At 44.4% G+C, this 21,457-nt stretch carries 24 protein-coding genes; 6 read left to right on the top strand and 18 right to left on the bottom strand.

Annotated features, from left to right (window positions below; genetic code table 11):
* Nucleotides 1-8 precede the first annotated feature (8 nt).
* From NQ505_RS20895 to dnaB, 5 genes are all read right to left on the bottom strand, one after another.
* Complete coding sequence (locus tag NQ505_RS20895; protein WP_008998537.1) at nt 9-1,262, bottom strand: Nramp family divalent metal transporter; 1,254 nt, start codon at nt 1,260-1,262, stop codon at nt 9-11.
* A gap of 197 nt (nt 1,263-1,459) precedes the next feature.
* Nucleotides 1,460-1,705, bottom strand: a complete 246-nt coding sequence (locus NQ505_RS20900) for a TIGR03905 family TSCPD domain-containing protein (RefSeq protein ID WP_004295596.1) — start codon at nt 1,703-1,705, stop codon at nt 1,460-1,462.
* Between the two features lie 9 nt (nt 1,706-1,714).
* Nucleotides 1,715-2,455: a YebC/PmpR family DNA-binding transcriptional regulator gene (locus tag NQ505_RS20905; RefSeq protein ID WP_004317957.1), complete on the bottom strand. Its 741-nt coding sequence runs from the start codon at nt 2,453-2,455 to the stop codon at nt 1,715-1,717.
* Between the two features lie 30 nt (nt 2,456-2,485).
* Entirely contained in the window at nt 2,486-4,948 is a 2,463-nt protein-coding gene (gene pheT / locus NQ505_RS20910; RefSeq protein ID WP_008998538.1) for a phenylalanine--tRNA ligase subunit beta, read from the bottom strand.
* A gap of 177 nt (nt 4,949-5,125) precedes the next feature.
* On the bottom strand, nt 5,126-6,685 hold the full coding sequence (gene dnaB, locus NQ505_RS20915) for a replicative DNA helicase (RefSeq protein ID WP_004295592.1): 1,560 nt from the start codon (nt 6,683-6,685) through the stop codon (nt 5,126-5,128).
* A 238-nt stretch (nt 6,686-6,923) separates the two neighbouring features.
* Here dnaB and ispE point away from each other — a divergent pair, with 238 nt between their 5' ends.
* Nucleotides 6,924-7,754, top strand: a complete 831-nt coding sequence (gene ispE / locus NQ505_RS20920; RefSeq protein ID WP_004317955.1) for a 4-(cytidine 5'-diphospho)-2-C-methyl-D-erythritol kinase — start codon at nt 6,924-6,926, stop codon at nt 7,752-7,754.
* A gap of 32 nt (nt 7,755-7,786) precedes the next feature.
* Here the strand turns inward: ispE and NQ505_RS20925 are convergent, their stop codons facing one another.
* From NQ505_RS20925 to NQ505_RS20975, 11 genes are all read right to left on the bottom strand, one after another.
* Nucleotides 7,787-8,149, bottom strand: a complete 363-nt coding sequence (locus NQ505_RS20925) for a type II toxin-antitoxin system HigA family antitoxin (protein WP_008998539.1) — start codon at nt 8,147-8,149, stop codon at nt 7,787-7,789.
* A gap of 10 nt (nt 8,150-8,159) precedes the next feature.
* Nucleotides 8,160-8,459: a type II toxin-antitoxin system HigB family toxin gene (locus NQ505_RS20930; RefSeq protein WP_004295589.1), complete on the bottom strand. Its 300-nt coding sequence runs from the start codon at nt 8,457-8,459 to the stop codon at nt 8,160-8,162.
* A 324-nt stretch (nt 8,460-8,783) separates the two neighbouring features.
* Nucleotides 8,784-9,818, bottom strand: a complete 1,035-nt coding sequence (gene galE, locus NQ505_RS20935; protein ID WP_004325755.1) for a UDP-glucose 4-epimerase GalE — start codon at nt 9,816-9,818, stop codon at nt 8,784-8,786.
* Nucleotides 9,819-10,042: 224 nt separating this feature from the next.
* The gene (gene rsxA / locus NQ505_RS20940) at nt 10,043-10,615 is read right to left on the bottom strand and encodes an electron transport complex subunit RsxA (RefSeq protein WP_004295587.1); all 573 of its coding nucleotides are present in this window, start codon (nt 10,613-10,615) and stop codon (nt 10,043-10,045) included.
* A gap of 96 nt (nt 10,616-10,711) precedes the next feature.
* The gene (locus tag NQ505_RS20945) at nt 10,712-11,299 is read right to left on the bottom strand and encodes an RnfABCDGE type electron transport complex subunit E (protein WP_008998541.1); all 588 of its coding nucleotides are present in this window, start codon (nt 11,297-11,299) and stop codon (nt 10,712-10,714) included.
* A gap of 14 nt (nt 11,300-11,313) precedes the next feature.
* Nucleotides 11,314-12,060, bottom strand: coding sequence for an RnfABCDGE type electron transport complex subunit G (locus NQ505_RS20950; RefSeq protein ID WP_004309218.1), 747 nt, complete (start codon nt 12,058-12,060; stop codon nt 11,314-11,316).
* On the bottom strand, nt 12,057-13,049 hold the full coding sequence (locus NQ505_RS20955) for an RnfABCDGE type electron transport complex subunit D (RefSeq protein ID WP_004303572.1): 993 nt from the start codon (nt 13,047-13,049) through the stop codon (nt 12,057-12,059). Before NQ505_RS20955 ends, NQ505_RS20950 begins: the two co-directional genes overlap by 4 nt.
* A gap of 5 nt (nt 13,050-13,054) precedes the next feature.
* Nucleotides 13,055-14,392, bottom strand: coding sequence for an electron transport complex subunit RsxC (rsxC, locus tag NQ505_RS20960; protein ID WP_008998542.1), 1,338 nt, complete (start codon nt 14,390-14,392; stop codon nt 13,055-13,057).
* Between the two features lie 13 nt (nt 14,393-14,405).
* Nucleotides 14,406-15,371: a Fe-S cluster domain-containing protein gene (locus NQ505_RS20965; RefSeq protein WP_008998543.1), complete on the bottom strand. Its 966-nt coding sequence runs from the start codon at nt 15,369-15,371 to the stop codon at nt 14,406-14,408.
* Between the two features lie 7 nt (nt 15,372-15,378).
* A complete protein-coding gene (locus tag NQ505_RS20970; RefSeq protein WP_004303573.1) occupies nt 15,379-15,804 on the bottom strand; it encodes a SoxR reducing system RseC family protein in 426 nt (141 codons plus the stop codon).
* 372 nt (nt 15,805-16,176) lie between these two features.
* Nucleotides 16,177-16,317, bottom strand: a complete 141-nt coding sequence (locus NQ505_RS20975) for a hypothetical protein (RefSeq protein WP_004295577.1) — start codon at nt 16,315-16,317, stop codon at nt 16,177-16,179.
* A gap of 170 nt (nt 16,318-16,487) precedes the next feature.
* Between NQ505_RS20975 and NQ505_RS20980 the strand changes: the two genes are divergently transcribed.
* Both NQ505_RS20980 and NQ505_RS20985 read left to right on the top strand, forming a co-directional pair.
* Nucleotides 16,488-17,117: a BT4734/BF3469 family protein gene (locus NQ505_RS20980; RefSeq protein ID WP_008998544.1), complete on the top strand. Its 630-nt coding sequence runs from the start codon at nt 16,488-16,490 to the stop codon at nt 17,115-17,117.
* Between the two features lie 27 nt (nt 17,118-17,144).
* Complete coding sequence (locus tag NQ505_RS20985) at nt 17,145-19,016, top strand: DUF3987 domain-containing protein (protein WP_008998545.1); 1,872 nt, start codon at nt 17,145-17,147, stop codon at nt 19,014-19,016.
* Between the two features lie 132 nt (nt 19,017-19,148).
* Here the strand turns inward: NQ505_RS20985 and NQ505_RS20990 are convergent, their stop codons facing one another.
* On the bottom strand, nt 19,149-19,367 hold the full coding sequence (locus NQ505_RS20990; protein ID WP_004295574.1) for a DUF4248 domain-containing protein: 219 nt from the start codon (nt 19,365-19,367) through the stop codon (nt 19,149-19,151).
* A 219-nt stretch (nt 19,368-19,586) separates the two neighbouring features.
* Here NQ505_RS20990 and NQ505_RS20995 point away from each other — a divergent pair, with 219 nt between their 5' ends.
* From NQ505_RS20995 to NQ505_RS21005, 3 genes are all read left to right on the top strand, one after another.
* Nucleotides 19,587-20,075, top strand: coding sequence for a DNA-binding protein (locus NQ505_RS20995; protein WP_004303576.1), 489 nt, complete (start codon nt 19,587-19,589; stop codon nt 20,073-20,075).
* A gap of 187 nt (nt 20,076-20,262) precedes the next feature.
* On the top strand, nt 20,263-20,370 hold the full coding sequence (locus NQ505_RS21000; protein WP_004303578.1) for a smalltalk protein: 108 nt from the start codon (nt 20,263-20,265) through the stop codon (nt 20,368-20,370).
* Between the two features lie 4 nt (nt 20,371-20,374).
* Nucleotides 20,375-20,803: an N-acetylmuramoyl-L-alanine amidase gene (locus tag NQ505_RS21005; RefSeq protein ID WP_008998546.1), complete on the top strand. Its 429-nt coding sequence runs from the start codon at nt 20,375-20,377 to the stop codon at nt 20,801-20,803.
* A gap of 212 nt (nt 20,804-21,015) precedes the next feature.
* On the opposite strand, the gene NQ505_RS21010 is transcribed toward NQ505_RS21005, so the two are convergent.
* Nucleotides 21,016-21,453 (bottom strand): WbuC family cupin fold metalloprotein, encoded by a 438-nt coding sequence (locus tag NQ505_RS21010; protein ID WP_008998547.1) that lies wholly within the window; start codon nt 21,451-21,453, stop codon nt 21,016-21,018.
* Nucleotides 21,454-21,457: the final 4 nt, after the last annotated feature.

Consider the following 21,457-nt stretch of genomic DNA (forward strand, 5'->3'; position numbering starts at 1 on the left):
TATTCATTTTAAGAAAACAAAAGCATGATATTCAGTACCGAAACAATAATGGCAATCGAATACAACACAAACGTGCTCCAACGACTATTGACATAATCTCCCATCACCTTTCGGGAAGACGTCAGTCCCACCTGTAAAAATACCGTGAAAGGTAATTGAATACTAAGTATCATCTGCGAAATAATCAATCCTTTGAAAGGATCGCCAATAAAGAAAATCAGCAATAAGGCAATTCCCAGAGATAAAAGGACTCCTACCTGCGAGTGGCTGTCTTTGATATGATACGATTCACCGAAAATACCCGCAAAGATGGAACCTGCCGCCATTCCGCTCGTAATGGTGGATGAAATACCCGCCATCAGCAATGCCAGTGCAAATACGATGGCAGCATTACTTCCCAACAAAGGTTCGAGCAATGACTTAGCCTGTTGCAGTTCCTCTACCTGAATACCGCTTTTAAAGAAAGTAGCGGCAGCCAGAAGAATCATGGCACTGTTAATCGCCCAGCCGACAATCATAGAGAAAAGAGTATCAAACAACTCATATTTCAAAACCTTCTTAACAGAAGCATCATCTTTCTTATTATATTCGTGACTCTGTATCACCTCCGAATGAAGAAACAGATTATGAGGCATCACTACCGCTCCCAACACACTCATGATAATCAGCATACTTCCTTTCGGAAAAGAAGGAGTCACCCACCCTACTGTTGCAGCCGGCCAGTCTATTTCCACCAGAAACAGTTCGTAGATAAACGAAAGCCCGATAACGGAGACAAATGCAATGATGGAACGCTCTATCTTTTTATACGAATTAGTGAAAAGCATGATAGAGACAAAAAGCGTAGTCAACACAGCTCCCCATATAATAGGAATATCAAAGAGCATTTCCAACGCAATGGCACCTCCCAGAATTTCCGCTAAAGAAGTAGAAATCGACGCCAGTACCGCCGTACCAAGAATAGGTCGCGACACCCATTTGGGAGTGTATTTAGTGGCCGCCTCCGAAAGGCAAAGTCCGGTAACAATCCCCAGGTGGGCAACGTTGTGCTGAAGCACAATCAGCATAATAGTGGACAATGTAACCACCCAAAGTAAGGAATAGCCAAATTCGGAACCGGCGGCGAAGTTAGAAGCCCAGTTTCCCGGATCAATAAATCCTACCGTAACCAGAAGCCCCGGACCAATATATTTAAAAACATCCAGTCCACCCAGATAGCGTTTATGATCTTTGCGTTTTAAGTCTTGAAAAATATTCTTCATTTTTGCATAATAGTTTTAACCTTACAAATATACTTATAAATAACGAGTGAAGGTCAATTTTAGTTCAAAATACCGACAAGTAAGTAAACAACACCCGGATCCCCCCTCTATGGATTCCCGCAAAAAAAGACCCTCGACAAAATAAATTGCCGAAGGTCTTGAAAAATATCAAATTTTACAAAAATAAAAGAAGTCGATTAATATCCCATCTCATGTAATGCACGACACAATTGGTCAGGACATGAAGTCGGTCTGCCACCACAATGCACTCCTTCAAGTTTTGCGATAACATCCGCTACCTTCATTCCTCTCACAAGGCGGGAAATACCTTGAAGATTACCATTACATCCTCCCCAGAAAGCAACTTCTTTCACCACTCCATCTTCCACATTCAGTTCGATGTTGGTGCTGCAAGTTCCCTGGGTTCTATACACATATTCCATAACCTTGTCTTATTCTTCCTCTCCCTCTTCCGGCTGCATATTGGTATAAACAGTCTGCACGTCGTCAAATTCTTCCAAACGTTCGATCATCTTATCCAATGTTTCGCGCTGTTCCGGAGTCACCTCTTTCATGTCGTTCGGGATATAAGTGAAGTCTCCACCGACATCTTCAAAGCCACACTCCTCCAGGTGTTTCTGAATAGCGGCATAGCTCTTGGGATTACCATAGATAGTGATTGTTCCTTCTTCATCATCCTCTTCGTATTCATCTTCCACATCATAATCGATCAGATCCAGAATCAGTTCTTCCATATCCAATCCGTCTTTCTTCTTGAAAGTGAATACACATTTGTGGTCGAACAGGAACGCGAGAGATCCCATTGTACCGAGATTACCGCCAAACTTATTAAATACAGAACGAACGTCAGCCACCGTACGGGTTGTGTTATCTGTCAGCGTATCCACAAATACAGCAATACCGTGAGGACCGTATCCTTCGTAAGTCATGCTCTTGTAGTCGCTCTGGTCTTTACCCATTGCGTTTTTGATAGCACGTTCAATATTATCCTTCGGCATATTTTCACGCTTACAAGTAGCGATCACCGAACGTAAAGTCGGGTTATTTTCAGGTTCCGGACCGCCTGCCTTTACAGCTATCGCGATTTGTTTACCCAGTCTTGTAAATGTTTTAGCCATGTGGCCCCATCTTTTCAGTTTAGCGGCCTTTCTATATTCAAATGCTCTTCCCATTGGTTTATATTTTTAGATTGAAATTTTAAGTTATCTAAGTTTGGCACCCAGCTTATCTTCCAAGTTCTTCACCAGTTTCGACATGATCTTATCAATCATCTTATCATTCAAAGTCTGGCTCTCATCCTGAAGCAGGAAGCTCACCGCATACGACTTCTTGCCTGCTTCCAGATTCTTACCTTCGTACACATCGAAGAGTTCCACTTCTTTCAGCAGCTTCTTCTCTCTTTCGTAAGCAATCTTTTCAATTTCGGCAAACTGCACATTCTTGTCAAGCAACAATGCCAGGTCACGTTTCACAGCAGGGAACTTGGAGATTTCCTTGTAGCTGATCTTCACAGAACGGATAGCTTTCATCAGTTCCTTCCAGTTCAAGTCGGCAAAATACACTTCATTGTCGATATCAAATGCTTTCAATAGCTTCTTAGTCACGATACCGAAGGAAGCAAGACGCTTACCACCCTTCGTATTGATAGAAAGTGCGGCAGCAAAAATATCGTCCGTCAGATTACCGACAACCAGATTGTGCAAATCCAGTCCCAGACGCTTCAATATATTTTCTACATAAGCCTTCAATTCATATACCGAACTGTTCTCATCTGCATGTGCCCATGAATTGGAAACCTTCTTACCGGTTACCCACAAGCCCAAGTGATAATCTTCCGAGTAAGGAGCCAATACCTTCTCTTCATTCTTCTTGTCAGCATCGAAATGATAGCAATTACCGAATTCGAAGAACTTCAAATCAGCATTCTTACGATTTGCATTATGAGCAATACTTTCCAGTCCACCGAACAGCAAAGTCTGACGCATAGCGTTCAAATCCGCACTCAACGGATTCAATAACATCACCAGGTGGTTGGACGGATAAGTCTCCATGCCATCATAGTAAGCAGCACGCGTCAATGAGTTGTTCAGGATCTCATTAAATCCACAACCCACCAATTGCTCTGCAATCAGGTTCTGCAATTTATTCGATTTATCATGTTCACCTTTGGTAGTCAGGCTGGAGTTCAGTGTAGTCGGGATTTCAACATTATTATATCCGTAGATACGAAGAATATCTTCAATCACGTCACAATCACGCTGCACGTCTACACGATAAGGAGGAACAGCTAATGTCAGCCCTTCCGCCGTTTCATTAGTGATCTTCATTTCCAGGCTGGTCACAATGCTCTTGATTGTCTCTACCGGAATTACTTTTCCTACCAAAGAATGTACTTTTTCATAAGCCAGATCGACTATAAAATCCTGCGCAGGAGTAGTGAACACGTCTTTTATTTCAGAAGAAATCGTACCGCCGGCCAGTTCTTTGACCATCAAAGCAGCCAGTTTCAGGCAATAGATCACACTGTTCGGATCGATACCGCGTTCGAAACGGAAAGAAGCATCCGTATTCAAGCCATGACGGCGGGCTGTCTTACGCACCCATGTAGGATGGAAATAAGCACTTTCAATGAACACATCTGTCGTAGCTTCCGTAGAACCGGAGTCCAGTCCGCCGAATACACCGGCAATACACATGGCCTCTTCCTTGTTACAAATCATCAGGTCGCGTTCGTTCAATTTACGTTCCACCTCATCCAGCGTAACGAACGGGGTTCCTTCCGGCATTGTCTTTACAATTACTTCATTGCCTTTTATCTTTCCGGCATCGAAGCAATGCAACGGCTGACCGAAAGCATGAACGATATAATTAGTAATATCCACTACATTATTAATAGGACGCACCCCGATCAGACGCAATTTGTTTTGCAGCCATTCCGGGCTTTCCTTCACAGTGACACCTTTCACCGTAACACCGGCATAATGCGGACAAGCTTCGCTGTTTTCCACCTTCACTTCAATATTCAAGTCATGGTTTTCCACTTTAAAGCCGTCTACCGACGGACGTTGCAAAGTAGCCTGTTTGCCGTTCTGAATCAGATAAGCATACAAGTCACGAGCCACCCCATAGTGAGAGCAAGCATCCGCACGGTTAGGCGTGATGTCCACTTCAAGCACATAGTCGCTCTTGATATTATAATAATCCTTGGCAAGCGTACCCGGAACAGCATTTTCCGGCAATACGATAATACCTGCATGATCCGTACCGATACCGATTTCGTCTTCGGCACAAATCATACCAGTAGATTCCACCCCACGGATTTTTGATTTCTTGATGGTAAAACATTCGTCACCGTCATAAAGTTTTGTACCTAAAGTAGCTACCACCACTTTCTGTCCGGCAGCCACATTCGGGGCACCACAAACAATCTGTACCGGTTCACCGTCTCCCAGATTGACAGTAGTAATATGCAAATGGTCAGAATTAGGATGTTCCGTGCAGGTCAGCACTTCACCGATCACCAGTCCTTCCAAACCACCTTTAATGGTTTGCACTTCTTCTACACCACCTGTTTCCAAGCCAATAGACGTCAACGCAGCAGCCGTTTCATCGGGCGTCAGGTCGAAGTTGACATACTCTTTCAGCCAGTTATAAGAGATATTCATATATTTAATTTTTTATTGTTTCTCAAAAGATTTGCAAAGTTAATAAGATTTTTCGGTTGACCGAGAAGGTTAGATAAAAAAGTTTATAGTTGATAGTTACCATGCGGAATAACATACAGATAGAAGAAATGTTGCGCAGAGCATTTTCACTATCAGTTATCAACTATCAACTATTAACTAAAATGGTAACGGTCCATCTCCCGGTGCTCCGAATGGATTCTCCGTCTGCGGTGCAAAATCAGGTGCGGGAGGAGGTATGGAACCAGCATTACCTGTATTCATTTTCGATCCTAACATAGCTCCTGCAGGCTCGCCCGGCATCGGGATCACCATATCGTCCTCCGGATTAGAGAAACGGGTAAACTCACCCTTAAAGCGGAGCAACACCTCGCCTACCGCACCGTTACGATGCTTGGCGATTACAATTTCCGCCATACCGCGCAGGTCATTACCACGATCATCCTGAAATATCTTATAGTATTCCGGACGATGGATAAAGCACACCATATCGGCATCCTGCTCGATGGCTCCCGATTCACGAAGGTCACTCAACTGCGGTCGTTTACCATCAATACCTTCACGACTTTCCACACCACGATTCAACTGTGACAGTGCGATAATCGGAATACTCAACTCCTTCGCCAATCCTTTCAACGAACGGGAAATGGTACTAACCTCTTCCTGACGGCTACCAAACGCCATCCCACTCGCATTCATCAACTGAAGGTAGTCAATGATGATGATTCGCACCCCATGTTCGCGTACCAAACGACGCGCTTTGGTTCGAAGTTCAAACACAGACAGAGACGGCGTATCATCCACGTAAAGCGGTGCATCCATCAGATTCTTCAGTTTATAGTCCAGTTGTTGCCATTCATAATTTGCCAACTGCCCGCTTTTGATTTTCTCGCTCGGAATCTCGCAGACATTCGCAATCAAACGGTTCACCAGCTGAACGTTACTCATTTCAAGAGAGAACAACGCCACCGGGTTCCGGTAATCCACCGCAATATTCTTAGCCATTGAAAGAACGAAAGCAGTCTTACCCATAGCAGGACGGGCAGCTATAATAATAAGGTCGGAATTCTGCCAACCCGAAGTCATCTTATCAAGTTTCGTGAAACCACTCTCCAGACCACTCAAACCATCGGTTCGAGCCGCAGCTTTCTGAATTAGTTTATAGGCTTCGTCAATCACCGGATTGATCTGCGTATAATCTTTTTTCATATTCTGCTGTGAGATCTCGAAAAGCTTACCTTCCGCTTCCTGCATCAAGTCGTCCACATCCAGCGTTTCATCGAACGCTTTACTCTGAATATTACTCGTAAACGTTATCAGCTCACGCGCCAGCGATTTCTGTGCAATAATACGGGCATGGTATTCAATATGTGCGGATGAAGCCACCTTACTACTCAATTGAGTAATATAGAAGGGACCTCCCACCTCTTCCAAGTCTCCGCGTTTACTAAGTTGTTCCTTTACAGTCAGAATATCCACCGGTTTCTGGTTCACCGCAAGATCGACGATAGCAGAATAAATCAACTGATGCCGGCGTTCGTAAAAAGATTCGGGACGAAGAATTTCACTCACCAATGAATAAGCGTCCTTTTCAATCATTAAAGCTCCCAAAACTGCTTCTTCCAGTTCAGGCGCCTGCGGCTGAATACGACCATAATCATTTACCGGTTGTATTTTAGTAGACTTTGAATTGCGGGTATTTCTTTTCTGTTCGGCCATCGAGATATTTACTATTTTACGATTTACTATTTATTATTTTATGACTGGACAGACTCTATTATCACATTTATCACGGAATTCTTCCAGTCGAGACGACAAAGATAGAATATAATCACGAAGAATGAATAAGGAAAAATGAAGATTTTAGTAACTTTGCTCCCGATTCACATTATCCAGCTATGATTAATTGTAATGTGAAGCACTGTAAATAGTAAATAGTAAAATAGTAAATAGAAATATGATTGCTTTTCCCAATATCAAAATAAACCTGGGACTTTCCATCACGGAAAAACGCCCGGACGGATACCACAATCTGGAAACAGTTTTCTATCCGGTGGCTCTGGAAGACGCACTGGAAATCCGTACCTCCCCTAACGCTGACCGAAAATTCACTCTCCACCAACATGGAATGGAAATAGCCGGTAACCCTGAAGACAATCTGGTAGTAAAAGCCTATTTATTGATGGATAAGGAATTTCATCTCCCTCCTATCGAAATCCACTTATACAAGCACATCCCTTCAGGAGCCGGACTGGGAGGAGGATCATCGGATGCCGCTTTCATGCTAAAGTTGCTCAACGATCATTATCAGCTGGGAGTATCCGAAGAACAATTGGAAGTATACGCTGCCACTTTGGGAGCAGACTGCGCTTTCTTTATCAAAAACAGACCGATATTTGCCGAGGGAATTGGAAACATCTTCTCCCCGGTCGAACTTTCATTAAACGGCTACCAAATCATGATTATAAAACCGAATGTTTTTGTTTCCACCCGGGAAGCCTTTTCAAACATTCATCCCCATCGTCCGAAATATCCGGTTAGGGAGGCAATCCAGCGTCCTGTACAAGAATGGAAGGATACGTTAATCAATGATTTCGAAGCAAGTGTATTCCCGCAACATCCCGTCATTGGAGAAATCAAAGAAGAACTCTATCATCAAGGAGCAATCTACGCATCCATGAGCGGCTCCGGCTCATCCGTATTCGGGCTGTTTGCTCCCGGATTCGTCTTACCGGAAATTGATTGGGGAACTGACGTATTCTGCTTCAAAGGTACATTAAACAAATAAATCTCACTAACAATTATGTTTTGACTATTTTTTCAAAATCCCAACATGGCAGCGGGGTGTATATTGAGTACCCGGCAAAGCAAGCGAGCTATTTTTAAAGTAGGTTCCGAGCGACCCGAAATATAATCATTCACGCGTGAAGGGCTAACCCCTATTTCACAGGCAAGCTGTTTTTGTGTCATCCCCTTTTCTTCAAGGGACAATTCTATCAATTCTGCTACGGTTGGTTTTTCTATAGGAAAATGTTCCTTCTCATACGCAATCACTATATCAGACATAACAGAAAGCTCCACCATGCTCTTGTCATTTGCAGGAGTGCTGTCGTCCACCAAAGGCAGAAGTTCTTCGACTCTTGCCAATGCAAATTCGTATTGTTCTTTCGTTATTTTAGTCATATCTATTATATTATATAGTTGAACAATCTATTTTATCATACTCTTTATGAGTTCCCACCCAACGGACAAAAATGTATCCTACCGTAAATTTAACAACCACTACCAGCCGATAGTTGTTCCCTCTGATATTAAAAACATAGTGTTGATTGCCCACATAATCAGTCGATAGAAAATCCGCTTTTATATCAGACAAATTCCGCCATTCTGCTTTTTCCGCTATATCATACCAACGTTCTAAAGCAACACGTGAATCTTCACACCCTTTCGTCTCGTAGAAATCTTTCAATTTCTTATGTGATACTACTCTCATATCTTATTCATTTGATACAAAATTACAAAATAATTTTGGATAACAAAAGAATTAGTGCTAAATATTTTATAAAACAGAACATCCATGCTGGGCGTATCAAAAAAACGGTACCACGACTCACGTCGTAGTACCGTCACAACACAAACACAAAATAAAACACGACAAAACTACTATGCCATCTTTCCTGTCTATGCCGGGGAGGCATAAGTACTATCTACGTATATTCACATACTCATAAACAGCTTCAGGTCGATTAGCATCAATTAAACAAATCGCATGCACGATTTGTTTAAACTTTTATGTTATTTAAAACAAGTTTCTCTTTTATTGAATCCCTCTTTCACGGAGTTTCAGCTGCCAGTTCCATGCAGAGCGTAAAGTATCTTCTAAAGTTTCTACGGCTTTCCAACCCAGCTCTTTATTAGCAAAATCCGGGTTAGCCCAAACTTTTTCAATGTCACCTGCACGACGTCCGACAATCTGATAATTCAATTTTACGCCAGTGGCTTTTTCAAAGCCATTTATCAATTCCAATACAGAAACGCCACGTCCTGTACCAATATTAAATACTTCTACTTTTTCTTTTTGTGTCTTTTCCAAGATACGACGGATAGCAATCACGTGTGCTTTAGCCAAGTCAACGACATTGATAAAGTCACGGATACAAGAACCGTCCGGTGTATCATAATCGTCACCAAACACGCTAAGTTTCTCACGGATACCGATGGCTGTCTGGGTCAGATATGGAATCAGGTTTTGAGGAACCCCGTTAGGCAGTTCACCCAGCAATGCAGTAGGATGCGCGCCAATCGGGTTGAAATAGCGCAACATGATCGCATTGATCGGAGCACCTGAAGCTACCGTATCACGAATAATCTCTTCATTGATCTGTTTGGTATTTCCATAAGGTGATTCCGCTTTCTTGATCGGAGCCTTTTCCGTTACCGGCAGCTCGTCCGGCTGACCGTATACTGTACAAGAAGAAGAGAACACAATACCTTCTACTCCATGTTTTGGCATCAGTTCGAGAAGGTTAATCAAAGAAACCAGGTTATTACGGTAGTAAAGCAACGGTTTTTGTACCGACTCTCCTACTGCTTTGCTAGCTGCAAAGTGAATGATTGCCTTAATTCCTTTATATTTTGCAAATACTGCATCCAGACCGGCAAAGTCCAAACAGTCCAGCTTTTCAAAAACTGGGCGAATACCGGAAACTTTCTCTATATTGTCAACAACGTCGGCACTTGAATTTGATAAATTATCGATGATGATTACTTCATATCCACTGTTTTGTAGTTCTACAACAGTATGAGACCCAATGTATCCTGTCCCGCCTGTTACTAAAATTCTTTCTTTCATATACTTTATAAAAAATGGTTAGTTTCTCGGCTTATTATTGTTTGAGTTACAAATGTATGGAAATAAAATGGAATTGCAATAATCTGCCACAAATTTATTTGCTGAAAAGTAATTAAGGTACGATTTGGTAGCATTTAGGTATAAAAAAGAATTGGAAACTCTAACCTGTATGTCGCCACACAGCAGAGCTTCCAATCCTCTATTTAATTATCAACTGTAAATCCTTACACCACGCCGGAGAATCCCATGAATGCCATAGCAAGCAAACCGGCGGTAATCAAAGCAATCGGAGTTCCTTGCATTCCTTTCGGAATTTTCACAAGGCTCATCTGTTCGCGCAATCCGGCAAAAAGCACCAGTGCCAGACCGAAGCCGATAGCTGTAGAGAATGCGTATACAACACCTGTCAGCAGGTCATAGTCTTTCTGAATCACCAGGATAGCGACACCAAGAATACAACAGTTCGTTGTAATCAGCGGCAAGAACACACCCAACGCCTGATACAGGGCCGGAGATACCTTTTTCAGGATGATTTCCACCATCTGCACCAATCCGGCAATCACCAGGATAAATGTAATCGTCTGCAAGTATCCCAGTCCGAAAACATCCAGTACAAACTTCTGAATCAGGAAAGTGACGATGGTAGCGATGGTCAACACGAAAGCAACCGCAGCGCTCATACCCATCGCAGTTTCCACCTTCTTGGATACGCCCAGGAACGGACAGATACCCAGGAACTGCGACAACACGATGTTGTTTACAAAGATTGCCGAAATAAATATCAATATATATTCCATAGTTGTTAAATTGAAAATTGAGAATTAAAAATTAAAAAATCAGAGAATGTGAAAATGAAATTAAGAATATGGTTCATATCTATTATTTCTCAATTCTCAATTTTCAGTTCTCAATTTATTAATTATTGCAATGAGGTATCCCAAAGCGATGAAAGCACCCGGAGCCAATACGAATACCAACATTCCATATTCTTCCGGCATGATGGTCAGATCGAAGATTTTACCGGTTCCCAGAAACTCGCGGACAGCACCCAGCAAAGTCAGGGCGATGGTAAAGCCAAGCCCCATACCGATACCGTCGAACATAGAGGCAACTGCGTTATTCTTGGCAGCAAAGGCTTCGGCACGTCCCAACACAATACAGTTCACTACAATCAACGGAATGAAAAGACCGAGTGTAGCATACAGTCCCGGCACGTAAGCCTGCATCACCATTTGAAGCAAGGTCACGAAGGATGCGATCACCACAATAAACGATGGGATACGCACCATGTCCGGAATCAGGTTCTTTATTAAAGAAATCACCACATTCGAGCAGATCAATACGAACATGGTAGCCAGTCCCATACCCATACCATTGATAGCCGATGATGTAGTACCCAATGTAGGACACATACCGAGCAGGAGTACAAACGTAGGATTCTCTTTGATAATCCCGTTCATCATTACTTTAAAGTTATTCATATCTGTCTCCTTTCTTATTTAGCACTGACTGAATCAGTTAGTTCAACTTTGATCGTAGCTCCCGTAGCAGCGTCAGCAGCATCTGCGTCCGCGCCTTTCGCTTTTTGAGAAGCACCGGTTACACCATTCACTTCCCCGCCTTCGGCCTTATAGGCCTGATAAGCAGCATTCACGGCATTCAAAAAAGCGCGTGAAGTAATGGTAGAAGCTGTGATGGCATCCACTGCTCCCCCATCTTTACTGACGGTCAACGGAGCTTCACCCGGATTCATACCCAAAATAGATTTCGTACTCTCTTCGTGAGATACTGCCTTTTCTCCTTTCGCAGGATCATACGCTCCGAACCATTTGTCGGCTTTAGAGCCCAATCCCGGAGTTTCCGTGTGAGCCAACAGAGAGTAGTTATAGATTTTTCCTTCGGCATTAAAGCCTACCAGCACTTTCAGCTCACCGCCAAATCCCATTGATTTAGCTTCAACAGCCGTACCTACAAGTTCTTCACCGTTCTTAGCCGGATAAACGATAAAGTCAACATTCTTCTTTCCGTCTTTCTCACTGAAGATCGTATCGCTTTCCGCTACCGGATTATTGGTAAATTCGGGAAGAACCTTTTTCAAGGCCTCGTTCAGTGTCTTCGCGTTCGCTTCGGCAATGGGGCCTTTTGTCAGTTCATTTACATAAGCCAGCAACGCAACGGAAATAGCAGTCACTCCCGTAAGTACCAGCAACATATTCTTTAAAGATGATTCTAACTTTTTCATTTCTTCTTCGCTACCTCCCCAAAGCGTTTTGGTTTACAATAGGTGTTAATCAGCGGAGTGAACGCATTCATAATCAGGATGGCGAACGACATACCTTCGGGATAGGCGCCGAACAGACGGATAACTACCGTCAGCAGACCGATACATACACCATAGATCAGCATCCCTTTCTTACTCATCGGAGAAGTCACATAGTCGGTTGCCATAAAGACAGCACCCAGCATCAGACCACCGGAAAGCAACTGCAATACCGGAGAAACGTATTTTTCCGGATCTGCCAGGTGCATGATGCCTGCAAAGACAAACACAGTAGCCAGGATAGACACAGGAATATGCCAGGTGATGATTTTCTTCCAGAGCATATAAACGAGTCCGATCAGCAGAGCCAGTGCACTCACTTCACCCAAGCATCCGCCATTCTGTCCGATCAGCAAGGTCAATGCGTCCGGAATCTGGCTTAAAGCGGCAGTGTCACCGTAAATGGCTTGCTTCATCAAGGCCAGCGGAGTGGCACCGGTGGTAGCATCCGTATAAGCGGTCAACTGTCCGACTACCGGCCAGCTGGTCATCTGCACCGGGAAAGAAAGCAGCAGGAATACGCGGCCTGCCAATGCCGGGTTGAAAGGATTGCAGCCTAATCCGCCGAAAGACATCTTACCTACACCGATAGCAAACAGTGCACCGAGGATGATAATCCAGATAGGCAGGTTAGACGGTAAATTAAATGCCAGCAACACACCCGTGATGATGGCAGAGCCGTCGCAGATGGTGGTGGTCGGTTTCTTCATTAAATATTTTCCGATCGCCCATTCGAAGAACAAACAAGCCGCAACGGAAGTAGCCGTGACAATCAGGGCACCCAGTCCGAAGAAATAGAGAGACACCAGAAAAGCCGGAATCAGTGCAATCAGCACGCCATACATATTTTTCTGTACGCTGTCTCCGCCATGAACGTGGGGCGATAGTGATACGATTAATTTATTTTCCATATTCGTTATTTTTTAGCTTGACGTGCACGAATCATAGCTCCCACTTTGCCTTTACCCAGACGACAATAGTCGAGCAGCGGACGGTTGGCAGGACAAGTGAACTGGCAAGAGCCGCACTCGATGCAATCCATGATTCTTTCTTTTTCCATTGTTTCAAAATCTCCGTTTTCAGACAAGGCTCCGAGCAAGTACGGTTCCAGTCCCATCGGACAGGCACTCACGCACTTCGCGCAACGGATGCAGGTTTGAGCTTCACCACGTTTGGCTTCCTTCCGGTTCATAATCAGGATGCCGGAACTGCCCTTCGCAGTAGGAACCTCGATATTTACCAACGCCTTACCCATCATCGGACCGCCACCGATCACCTTACCCGTATCTTCGGGCAGACCACCGCAAGCGTCAATCAACTGTTTCATCGGTGTACCGATACGGGCCAGGAAGTTGGACGGCTTCGCAACCGACTTTCCCGTCACGGTAATCACCCGTTCAAACAACGGTTTATTCTTCTGCACAGCTTCATAAACGGCAAACGCCGTTCCCACGTTCTGCACGACTGCTCCCGTAGAGATAGGCAACGCACCGCTCGCCACCTGACGTTTGGTGATCGCATCGATCAGCTGCTTTTCACCTCCTTGCGGATATTTCACCTTCAAGGGAACGACTTCGATGCCTGCATAGCTGGAAGCTACTTTAGTCATCAGTTCGATAGCATCGGGCTTATTATTTTCGATTCCGATAAATGCCTTGTTCACTTTCACCGCTTTCATCAGGATAGAAACGCCTACCATGATTTCTTCCGCGTGTTCCAGCATCAGCTGATGGTCGGCAGTCAAATAAGGTTCACATTCTACGGCATTGATAATCACACATTCAGCTTTAAAAGAAGGAGGAGGACAAAGTTTCACCTGTGTAGGGAAACAAGCACCACCCAGACCAACGATTCCGGCATCGGCAATTTTCTTCACGATCTCTTCTGCGGAAAGCTCACATTCCTTCACCAGTGTGGCGCTACGGTCGATTGTTTCTTCCCATTCGTCGCCTTCCACATCGATAAAGATAGCAGGTTTCGCATAACCGCTGGCATCGACAATAGTATCAATCTTCGCCACTTTACCACTGACCGAAGAGTGAATTGCCGCCGAAACAAAGCCGGCAGGTTCAGCAATCTTAGTGCCTACCTTTACCACATCCCCTTTCGCTACAACCGGTTTTGCAGGCGCACCAATGTGCTGCCCCAGCAAAATAACAGCCTTTGCAGGAACTTCCGCTGTGATAATAGGTTGATGTGCCGACAATTTATTTTCGTGTGGATGAACTCCACCAATTGAAAATGTCTTTAACATACAGTTCTGTATTTTATTCTGTTATTATTCTGTTACTTTCGGAGCTTCTGTAGCCTTTTTCAGCAGGAGTTTCCACTTTTGCCGCCGGTGCAGGAGTTTCCACCGCTTCTTTAGAAACAGCAGCCGGTTTTGGAGCAGCCGGAGCTTCTTCTTTCGGTTTCCTCGGCGGGAAATTCAATTCGATAATGGTATTCTGCGGACAGACTTCCACACATTTGCGGCAAGATTTGCACTTGTGCGGATCGATGTAAGCCAAGTTGTTCTCCAACGTGATAGCTTCGAACGGACAAGTCTTCACGCATTTGCCACAGCCGATACAACTCACCGTACAAGCCTTGCGTGCCACAGCTCCCTTGTCTTTATTCACACAAGAGATATACACACGGCGTGATTTCTTTCCTTGCGGACGGATTTCGATGATCGCCTTCGGACAAGCCTTCACACAGGCACCGCAAGCGGTACATTTCGCTTCATCCACTTCCGGAAGTCCTGTTTCAGGATTCATGTGGATGGCATCGAACTGGCAGGCAGCCACACAGTCACCACACCCCAGACATCCGTAACTACAACCCGTTTCCCCACCATAGAGCGAAGCGGCAATAGCGCAACTCTTCGCACCGTCGTACTGATTAATACGCGGACGATTCATACACGTTCCGTTACATCTTACCACTGCTACCATCGGTTCAGCTTCTCCGGCTGCAAGCCCTAGGATATCAGCAATTTGTGCCATGACAGGCTGTCCGCCTACGGGGCAGAATTTACCATCCAGCGAACCGGCTTTGACGCAAGCGTCGGCAAAGCCGCTACAACCGGGATAGCCACATCCACCACAATTAGCCTGGGGAAGCACTTCTCCCACCTGGGCAATCCGCGGGTCTTCATACACGGCAAATTTCTTGGAAGCCACATAAAGAATAGCGGCCAGCACGAGCGCTATAGCTCCCAATGAAATCACTGCAATCAGAATCAAATTCATAATGTTTTTAGTTATTTATTGGTTTTATAGTAAATGAAAATTGTTGTTTGAGTCGCGTTTTGTTAAGCCATAAAACGAAATAATAAGGTATAAGGACAGCCAGAGAAAGAAGAGCCGCATACAGTTCATTCTCTATCAATGCCATCAAAAGAAACAACGAAAATATAAGAAGTACGAAAGGAAGTACGAAAGCCAACACTACCGCCATCATGCCCATCGACGTTTCGCCGACCACCATCACCTTCTCTCCCACCTGATAGGAAGAAGCTGCGGTATCTATGATATCTATGATTTTGTCCTTACTATCCGCCGAGGAACAATGCCCCTTTGCGCTACATGCCGCACAAGCCGATGTCTGGACAATCCTCACCGACAGATGAGAACCCTGTATGTTTTCCACAATACCTAGATGCTTTATAGTATTATTCGTCATTTTGCAAACTACGCATTACAAATCGCGGCAAATTTAATCATTATTTGTGAACTACGAAGCATTCCTCAAACTTTTTCTACCTAATAAAATGTTATTTTTTGTGTTTTCGTTATCGCACACGGAAAAGGTATGGCTACCATTTGATATTTCCCAAGAATGACAAATAGACATCCTAAACAAAAAAATCCCGGCCGTTTTTATTTATTCAGCCGGGATTTTCTATCAATTATTTCACGGATTACTCCACTATCCTCTTCTTGTAGTAGCGCAGATACATTCTCACCAACGTATTCAAAATCAGTTCAATCTCCTCTTCGTTGTAGGCATTCAAACAGAGATTCATTACTTTTATATAATCGTTCAATGGGAGATTTAGCCCTTTTTTATGCCATTCAAAACATCATGTCCCATACCCAGGGTCTCGCATACATACTCATTTTTCAATTTCGCACGTTTAAGCAACTCATTAATATAAGCTCCCAAATCACTGCAACAAACCGTTTTCTTTTTCATCTTTGTTTTTTGTTGTTAAATACACACTTTAATAATTAAATATTTTAACTTTTATCCTCACATATCAGGGTAGAGTCTATTTTGTTATTACTACCTTCATGCCGTGTTTTTGAAACACACTCATATTTTTTGCAAAAATAAACATTTTAACTTATAACAAAAAGAAAATGATGTCAAACAACTACAGAATGTCCTATTTTATGCCACCTATCGCTCCCATCAAAGACAAACAAGGCCGACTGATGACTCCTCCCACGCTTATCCCCTTCTGCGAAGTCTCCATCGAACAAGTTTTCCAAATGATTACTTGCAATGAGAATCTCAAAACCCTGACCGCACAAGTACGGAATGCCACAGATATACGAGCCGCCAAAGCATCATTGCTTCCGTATGTGACCCCTTGCGGCACATTCACCCGCCGTAGCTGTAAGGATTTCGTCTCCCCGTCTCATCTGGTGATAGTAGATGTGGACGGTCTCCACTCTTATCAGGAAGCAGTAGAAATGCGACGTATGCTCTATGACGATCCTCTCCTACAACCTGTACTCACCTTTATCAGCCCCAGCGGACTGGGTGTAAAGGCATTTGTTCCTTGCCATTATTCCTCCACGACAAATGATACAAAAAATATCACAGAAAACATGAGTTGGGCGATGCGGTACGTAGAGACGGCATACAATACGGTAACAGCGGTTTCTTCCGAAACAAAATCCAAAGTAGATTTCTCCGGCAAAGACCTCGTGAGATCCTGTTTCCTTAGTTACGACCCGGAAGCATTGTTCAGAACCACCAACGAATAAATCATAAATCAAAAATTATAAATCCAAATGACTGATATTGAATCTCTACGCCGTCTCACCGAAGCAGTCGAAACGGCAAGAGCGGACATTGCTCCCACTTATCTTGAATACGTACAATTGTCATTCGCCATTGCAACGGATTGCGGCGAAGCAGGACGTGACTTTTTTCATCGCCTGTGCCGGGTATCTCCCAAATATCAGCGCGAACATGCCGAACGGGTATTCTCCAACGCACTCCACACCCAACGTGGAGAAGTGCACCTGGGCACCGCTTTCCACCTGGCCGAAGCGACGGGAGTCGCCATCAGCTATGTGGAGACAGTGGGGACAGTAAGGACAACCCCTCAAACTCTCACACAGGCACGCGCGTATAATAAGGTGGCAAATGAGGAAACAGACGAAGAAACGATCACGGAAGAAAAAGAAGAACTGCTATCCGGTAGCGATCCGCAACACCCGCTCCCCACTCTGCCGGAAGCAAACTGGCCGAAACTCCTGCAGCGTATCATCAAAGTTGCGAAAAGTGAGATTCAATGCGACATCATGCTGATGGGAGCATTCACCGCGCTGGGAGCTTGCATGTCGCGCCACGTGCGATGCCTCTATGGCGGCAAATACTATTATCCCAGCCTCCAATGTTTCATCGTGGCGCCCTCTGCTTCCGGCAAAGGCATCCTCTCCTACCTCCGCCTGCTCGTGCAACCCATCCATGACGAGATTCGCGCGAAAGTGGCGGAGCAAATGAAGATCTATAAAAAAGAAAAAGCCGAATACGACGCGATGGGAAAAGAGCGGTCGAAAATGGAAGTCCCGCAAATGCCCCCTAACAAAATGTTCTTGATTTCGGGCAACAACACCGGCACAGGCATTCTACAAAACATTATGGACTCCGAAGGTACAGGACTTATCTTCGAGTCGGAAGCCGACACACTGTCCACCGCCATCGGATCGGAACACGGCCATTGGAGCGACACGCTGCGCAAAGCGTTCGACCACGACTTCTTGTCCTACAACCGTCGCGGTAACCAAGAATATCGGGAAACAAAAAAAGTCTGCCTTTCGCTCCTGATGTCGGGCACCCCACTCCAAGTGAAAGCCTTCATCCCGACAACGGAAGACGGAGGATCCTCCCGCCAGTTGTACTACTACATGTACGGAATCGACAAATGGGTCAGCCAGTTTGTAGACAACGAAACAGACTGGGAAGAGGTATTCAACGCTCTGGGACTGGAATGGAAAAAACAACTGGACGTGATAAAGAAGAATGGTATCCACACGCTGCAACTCACGAACGAGCAGAAAAGCGAAATTGACGCCGTCTTTTCGGAGTTGTTCGATCGTTCGAGCATAGCCAACGACAGAGAAATGTATAGCTTTGTGGCGCGTATGGCTATCAATTTGTGCAGGATCATGTCGGAAGTAGCCGTGTTGCGCGCGCTCGAACACCCGAATCCCTACAGCCTCCAAATTTCCTCCTCCTCCCCCTTCACACCCGACAAGTCTATTCCTTCGGACAACCGCAAGGACGGCATCGTCACCCGCTGGAACGTATCCATCTCGGCGGAAGACTTCCACGCCGTATTAAATTTGGCGGAACCTCTCTACTGTCACGCCATGCATATCCTGTCATTCCTCCCCAACACGGAAGTCAGCCACCGGCCCAATGCCGACCGGGATTTCCTCTTCCAGCAACTGGGTAAGGAATTTACCCGCACGGAGTTGCTGGAAAAAGCAACAGCTCTGGGTATCAACAAAAGCACCGCCATCACCTGGCTGAAACGTCTCACCCGACAAGGCAAGCTAATCAGTGTAGACGGCAAAGGAAGTTACGCGCGTGCGTGTGTGTGTATGAGTGAAACGGGGAAAGTGTCCCCACTGTCCCCGCCTTACTTACTGTAATCGTTTGGACTGGTACACTCATTTTGATTACCGCATCCGTTTTTACTGTATAAAGCATCGCTTTAGAAGGTGTAAAGCTAAGCTTTAGACATCGTAAAGCGGTGCTTTATGCATCATAAAGCGACGCTTTATTTAAGGCTCTCCCAGGGCATCCACAATCACTCTCACCTCCAATGGTGTAAATGAACGTCGCTTTGATTCGTAGCCTAAGTCGTACAGGCGTTGCAGAAGTCCGGGGCACAAAGAGATCCATTTCTTCATCTTTCGATAGGCAGCGATGTCAGTTAGTTGTGGAGAATAGAGTTGCGCCAGTTCCATGCGCCCGTAAGCACGTATTTTAAATTCACTCATGATGGATATATTTCTGATTTACTGTTACAAAAATAACAAAAAACGACTATATAACCAACGTTTTTCCATTGAATAACCGACTATAATGACAAATAACCGACCGCTACCAGACACAACCGTATACAGCTGATTTCCGGGAGATCCGGAGTAGTATTTTTGTATCGTCGAAAGGGAAAAGAATCCCCGGACAATATGTTTAACCCTTTAATTTATTGTTTTATGATTCGTTACAAAATTTATCAGAACCAGCAGAAGAAAGGCTTGAATGCGGGTAAGTGGTTCGCCCGTGCAGTAAGCGACGAGACGTTTGATTTGGCAAAGCTTGCCGAACACATGTCGAAGCACAATTCACCGTATTCCGGTGGTGTCATCAAAGGTGTGCTTTCGGATATGGTAGATTGCATCAAGGAATTGTTGCTGGACGGCAAATGTGTGAAAATTGATGATCTTGCCATTTTTGGTGTGGGTATTCGCAGTAAGGCAGCCGATACGCTGGAAGAGTTCTCGTTGGAGAAGAATATTAGCGGTATGCGTCTGAAAGCTCGTGCTACCGGTAATCTGTCGACCAATAATCTAAAACTCGACAGTCAGTTGAAGCAGCAGGCGGAATATCAGAAACCGACAACTGCCGGAGGAGGTTCTGATTCGGGTGACAACCCTGATCCGAAACCGGATGGAGGTGGTGAAGCGCCTGACCCGGCTGCCTAAAAGATTCACCACTGACTACACAGATTTCCACAGATTATATTGAATTGGTAGTTGCTAAAGTAGTCGATTATTTATCTGTGTGAGTCTGTGTAGATCTGTGGTAAACCTATGGTAAACCTACAGTAAATCTGTGGTAAATCTGTGGTAAAAGAAAACTATTATTAATTTATTTAAAACCTGTTATTGTATGAGTAAATCATCATCTCCCCGCTCTGTATGGAGCTTAGTTCTCAAAATCGTTATCACTGTAGCCACCGCCATCGGAGGTGTGTTCGGAATACAAAGTTGCATGTAACCCCATGCGGACTATTACATTAATTATCATTCATTGCAGTGCCACGCCGGAAGGAAAGTCCCTTTCGGCGGAGGCTTGCCGACAGGATCATATCTTGCACCGTGGTTTCCGTGATATTGGCTATCATTTCTACATCACTCGTGATGGGGAGATTCACCGGGGACGTGCGTTAGAAAAGATCGGGGCACACTGCCGTAATCATAATGCCCATTCGGTTGGTGTTTGTTATGAGGGAGGACTGGATGCGAACGGAAAACCGAAAGATACGCGTACACTGGAACAAAAAGGAGCTTTGCTTGCTTTGTTGAGGGAGTTGAAAAGGCAGTTTCCGAAAGCACTGGTCGTGGGACACCGGGACTTAAATCCGATGAAAGGATGTCCGTGTTTTGATGCGGTGAAAGAGTATTCCCAAATAATTTCTTATCAAAAGTAGCTTCTTTTAGATTTCCACCACGGCTTATTGTATAAAAAAATATCAACGATCTTCACAGACAGTTGGTATTTTTTGGAAATGCAGGGATTCATGTTTGTCACATGAATCTAGGGACCTACATTTTTCCATCTCATTGTAAATATTCAATTATAACATAACGTATTAAAAAGCACTTTCAGTACTTCCTATTCATTTCATCTGTTTTTCATCGTTTAACGAGCATAAGCTCCATCTTTAGCCTCAAAGATGACAGATGGTTCAATCACTTCCACAGTATGCCATGCACCCTTAGGTATCTGACAACCATATTGGGCTTCTGTAGGATTGAGATGGATACGCTGTACTTCCCGATACTCAACCTTACGAACTACATCTTGTACACTCATCCCCTTCTGAAAATCATCCGTATCCTTCTCATACGAAACTACTTCCTCATAAATTACTTCATCCAACTTACCACACAGGCAGATTATTGTTTCGGTAGTATCTTCATGTCGATGGATAGGCACCTTAGTTTCTGGCAACAATGCGTTTAGCATACGTTGACTGGTATCGGCAGATGAAGTGCGTAGGTCGAAGTTCTGACGCAAACGTGGATTCTCCATAGCTTGCTCAAATAACTTATCCAAAAATTCTTTATCAAATTCCATAATC

The sequence above is a fragment of the Bacteroides sp. D2 genome (assembly GCF_025147085.1).
In the GTDB taxonomy this organism is placed as follows: domain Bacteria; phylum Bacteroidota; class Bacteroidia; order Bacteroidales; family Bacteroidaceae; genus Bacteroides.

Coding starts and splice junctions, on each gene's coding strand:
- NQ505_RS20895 (WP_008998537.1), bottom strand. CDS start 1,262: ATGAAGAATATTTTTCAAGACTTAAAACGCAAAGATCATAAACGCTAT.
- NQ505_RS20900 (WP_004295596.1), bottom strand. CDS start 1,705: ATGGAATATGTGTATAGAACCCAGGGAACTTGCAGCACCAACATCGAA.
- NQ505_RS20905 (WP_004317957.1), bottom strand. CDS start 2,455: ATGGGAAGAGCATTTGAATATAGAAAGGCCGCTAAACTGAAAAGATGG.
- pheT (WP_008998538.1), bottom strand. CDS start 4,948: ATGAATATCTCTTATAACTGGCTGAAAGAGTATGTCAACTTCGACCTG.
- dnaB (WP_004295592.1), bottom strand. CDS start 6,685: ATGGCCGAACAGAAAAGAAATACCCGCAATTCAAAGTCTACTAAAATA.
- ispE (WP_004317955.1), top strand. CDS start 6,924: ATGATTGCTTTTCCCAATATCAAAATAAACCTGGGACTTTCCATCACG.
- NQ505_RS20925 (WP_008998539.1), bottom strand. CDS start 8,149: ATGACTAAAATAACGAAAGAACAATACGAATTTGCATTGGCAAGAGTC.
- NQ505_RS20930 (WP_004295589.1), bottom strand. CDS start 8,459: ATGAGAGTAGTATCACATAAGAAATTGAAAGATTTCTACGAGACGAAA.
- galE (WP_004325755.1), bottom strand. CDS start 9,818: ATGAAAGAAAGAATTTTAGTAACAGGCGGGACAGGATACATTGGGTCT.
- rsxA (WP_004295587.1), bottom strand. CDS start 10,615: ATGGAATATATATTGATATTTATTTCGGCAATCTTTGTAAACAACATC.
- NQ505_RS20945 (WP_008998541.1), bottom strand. CDS start 11,299: ATGAATAACTTTAAAGTAATGATGAACGGGATTATCAAAGAGAATCCT.
- NQ505_RS20950 (WP_004309218.1), bottom strand. CDS start 12,060: ATGAAAAAGTTAGAATCATCTTTAAAGAATATGTTGCTGGTACTTACG.
- NQ505_RS20955 (WP_004303572.1), bottom strand. CDS start 13,049: ATGGAAAATAAATTAATCGTATCACTATCGCCCCACGTTCATGGCGGA.
- rsxC (WP_008998542.1), bottom strand. CDS start 14,392: ATGTTAAAGACATTTTCAATTGGTGGAGTTCATCCACACGAAAATAAA.
- NQ505_RS20965 (WP_008998543.1), bottom strand. CDS start 15,371: ATGAATTTGATTCTGATTGCAGTGATTTCATTGGGAGCTATAGCGCTC.
- NQ505_RS20970 (WP_004303573.1), bottom strand. CDS start 15,804: ATGACGAATAATACTATAAAGCATCTAGGTATTGTGGAAAACATACAG.
- NQ505_RS20975 (WP_004295577.1), bottom strand. CDS start 16,317: ATGAAAAAGAAAACGGTTTGTTGCAGTGATTTGGGAGCTTATATTAAT.
- NQ505_RS20980 (WP_008998544.1), top strand. CDS start 16,488: ATGTCAAACAACTACAGAATGTCCTATTTTATGCCACCTATCGCTCCC.
- NQ505_RS20985 (WP_008998545.1), top strand. CDS start 17,145: ATGACTGATATTGAATCTCTACGCCGTCTCACCGAAGCAGTCGAAACG.
- NQ505_RS20990 (WP_004295574.1), bottom strand. CDS start 19,367: ATGAGTGAATTTAAAATACGTGCTTACGGGCGCATGGAACTGGCGCAA.
- NQ505_RS20995 (WP_004303576.1), top strand. CDS start 19,587: ATGATTCGTTACAAAATTTATCAGAACCAGCAGAAGAAAGGCTTGAAT.
- NQ505_RS21000 (WP_004303578.1), top strand. CDS start 20,263: ATGAGTAAATCATCATCTCCCCGCTCTGTATGGAGCTTAGTTCTCAAA.
- NQ505_RS21005 (WP_008998546.1), top strand. CDS start 20,375: ATGCGGACTATTACATTAATTATCATTCATTGCAGTGCCACGCCGGAA.
- NQ505_RS21010 (WP_008998547.1), bottom strand. CDS start 21,453: ATGGAATTTGATAAAGAATTTTTGGATAAGTTATTTGAGCAAGCTATG.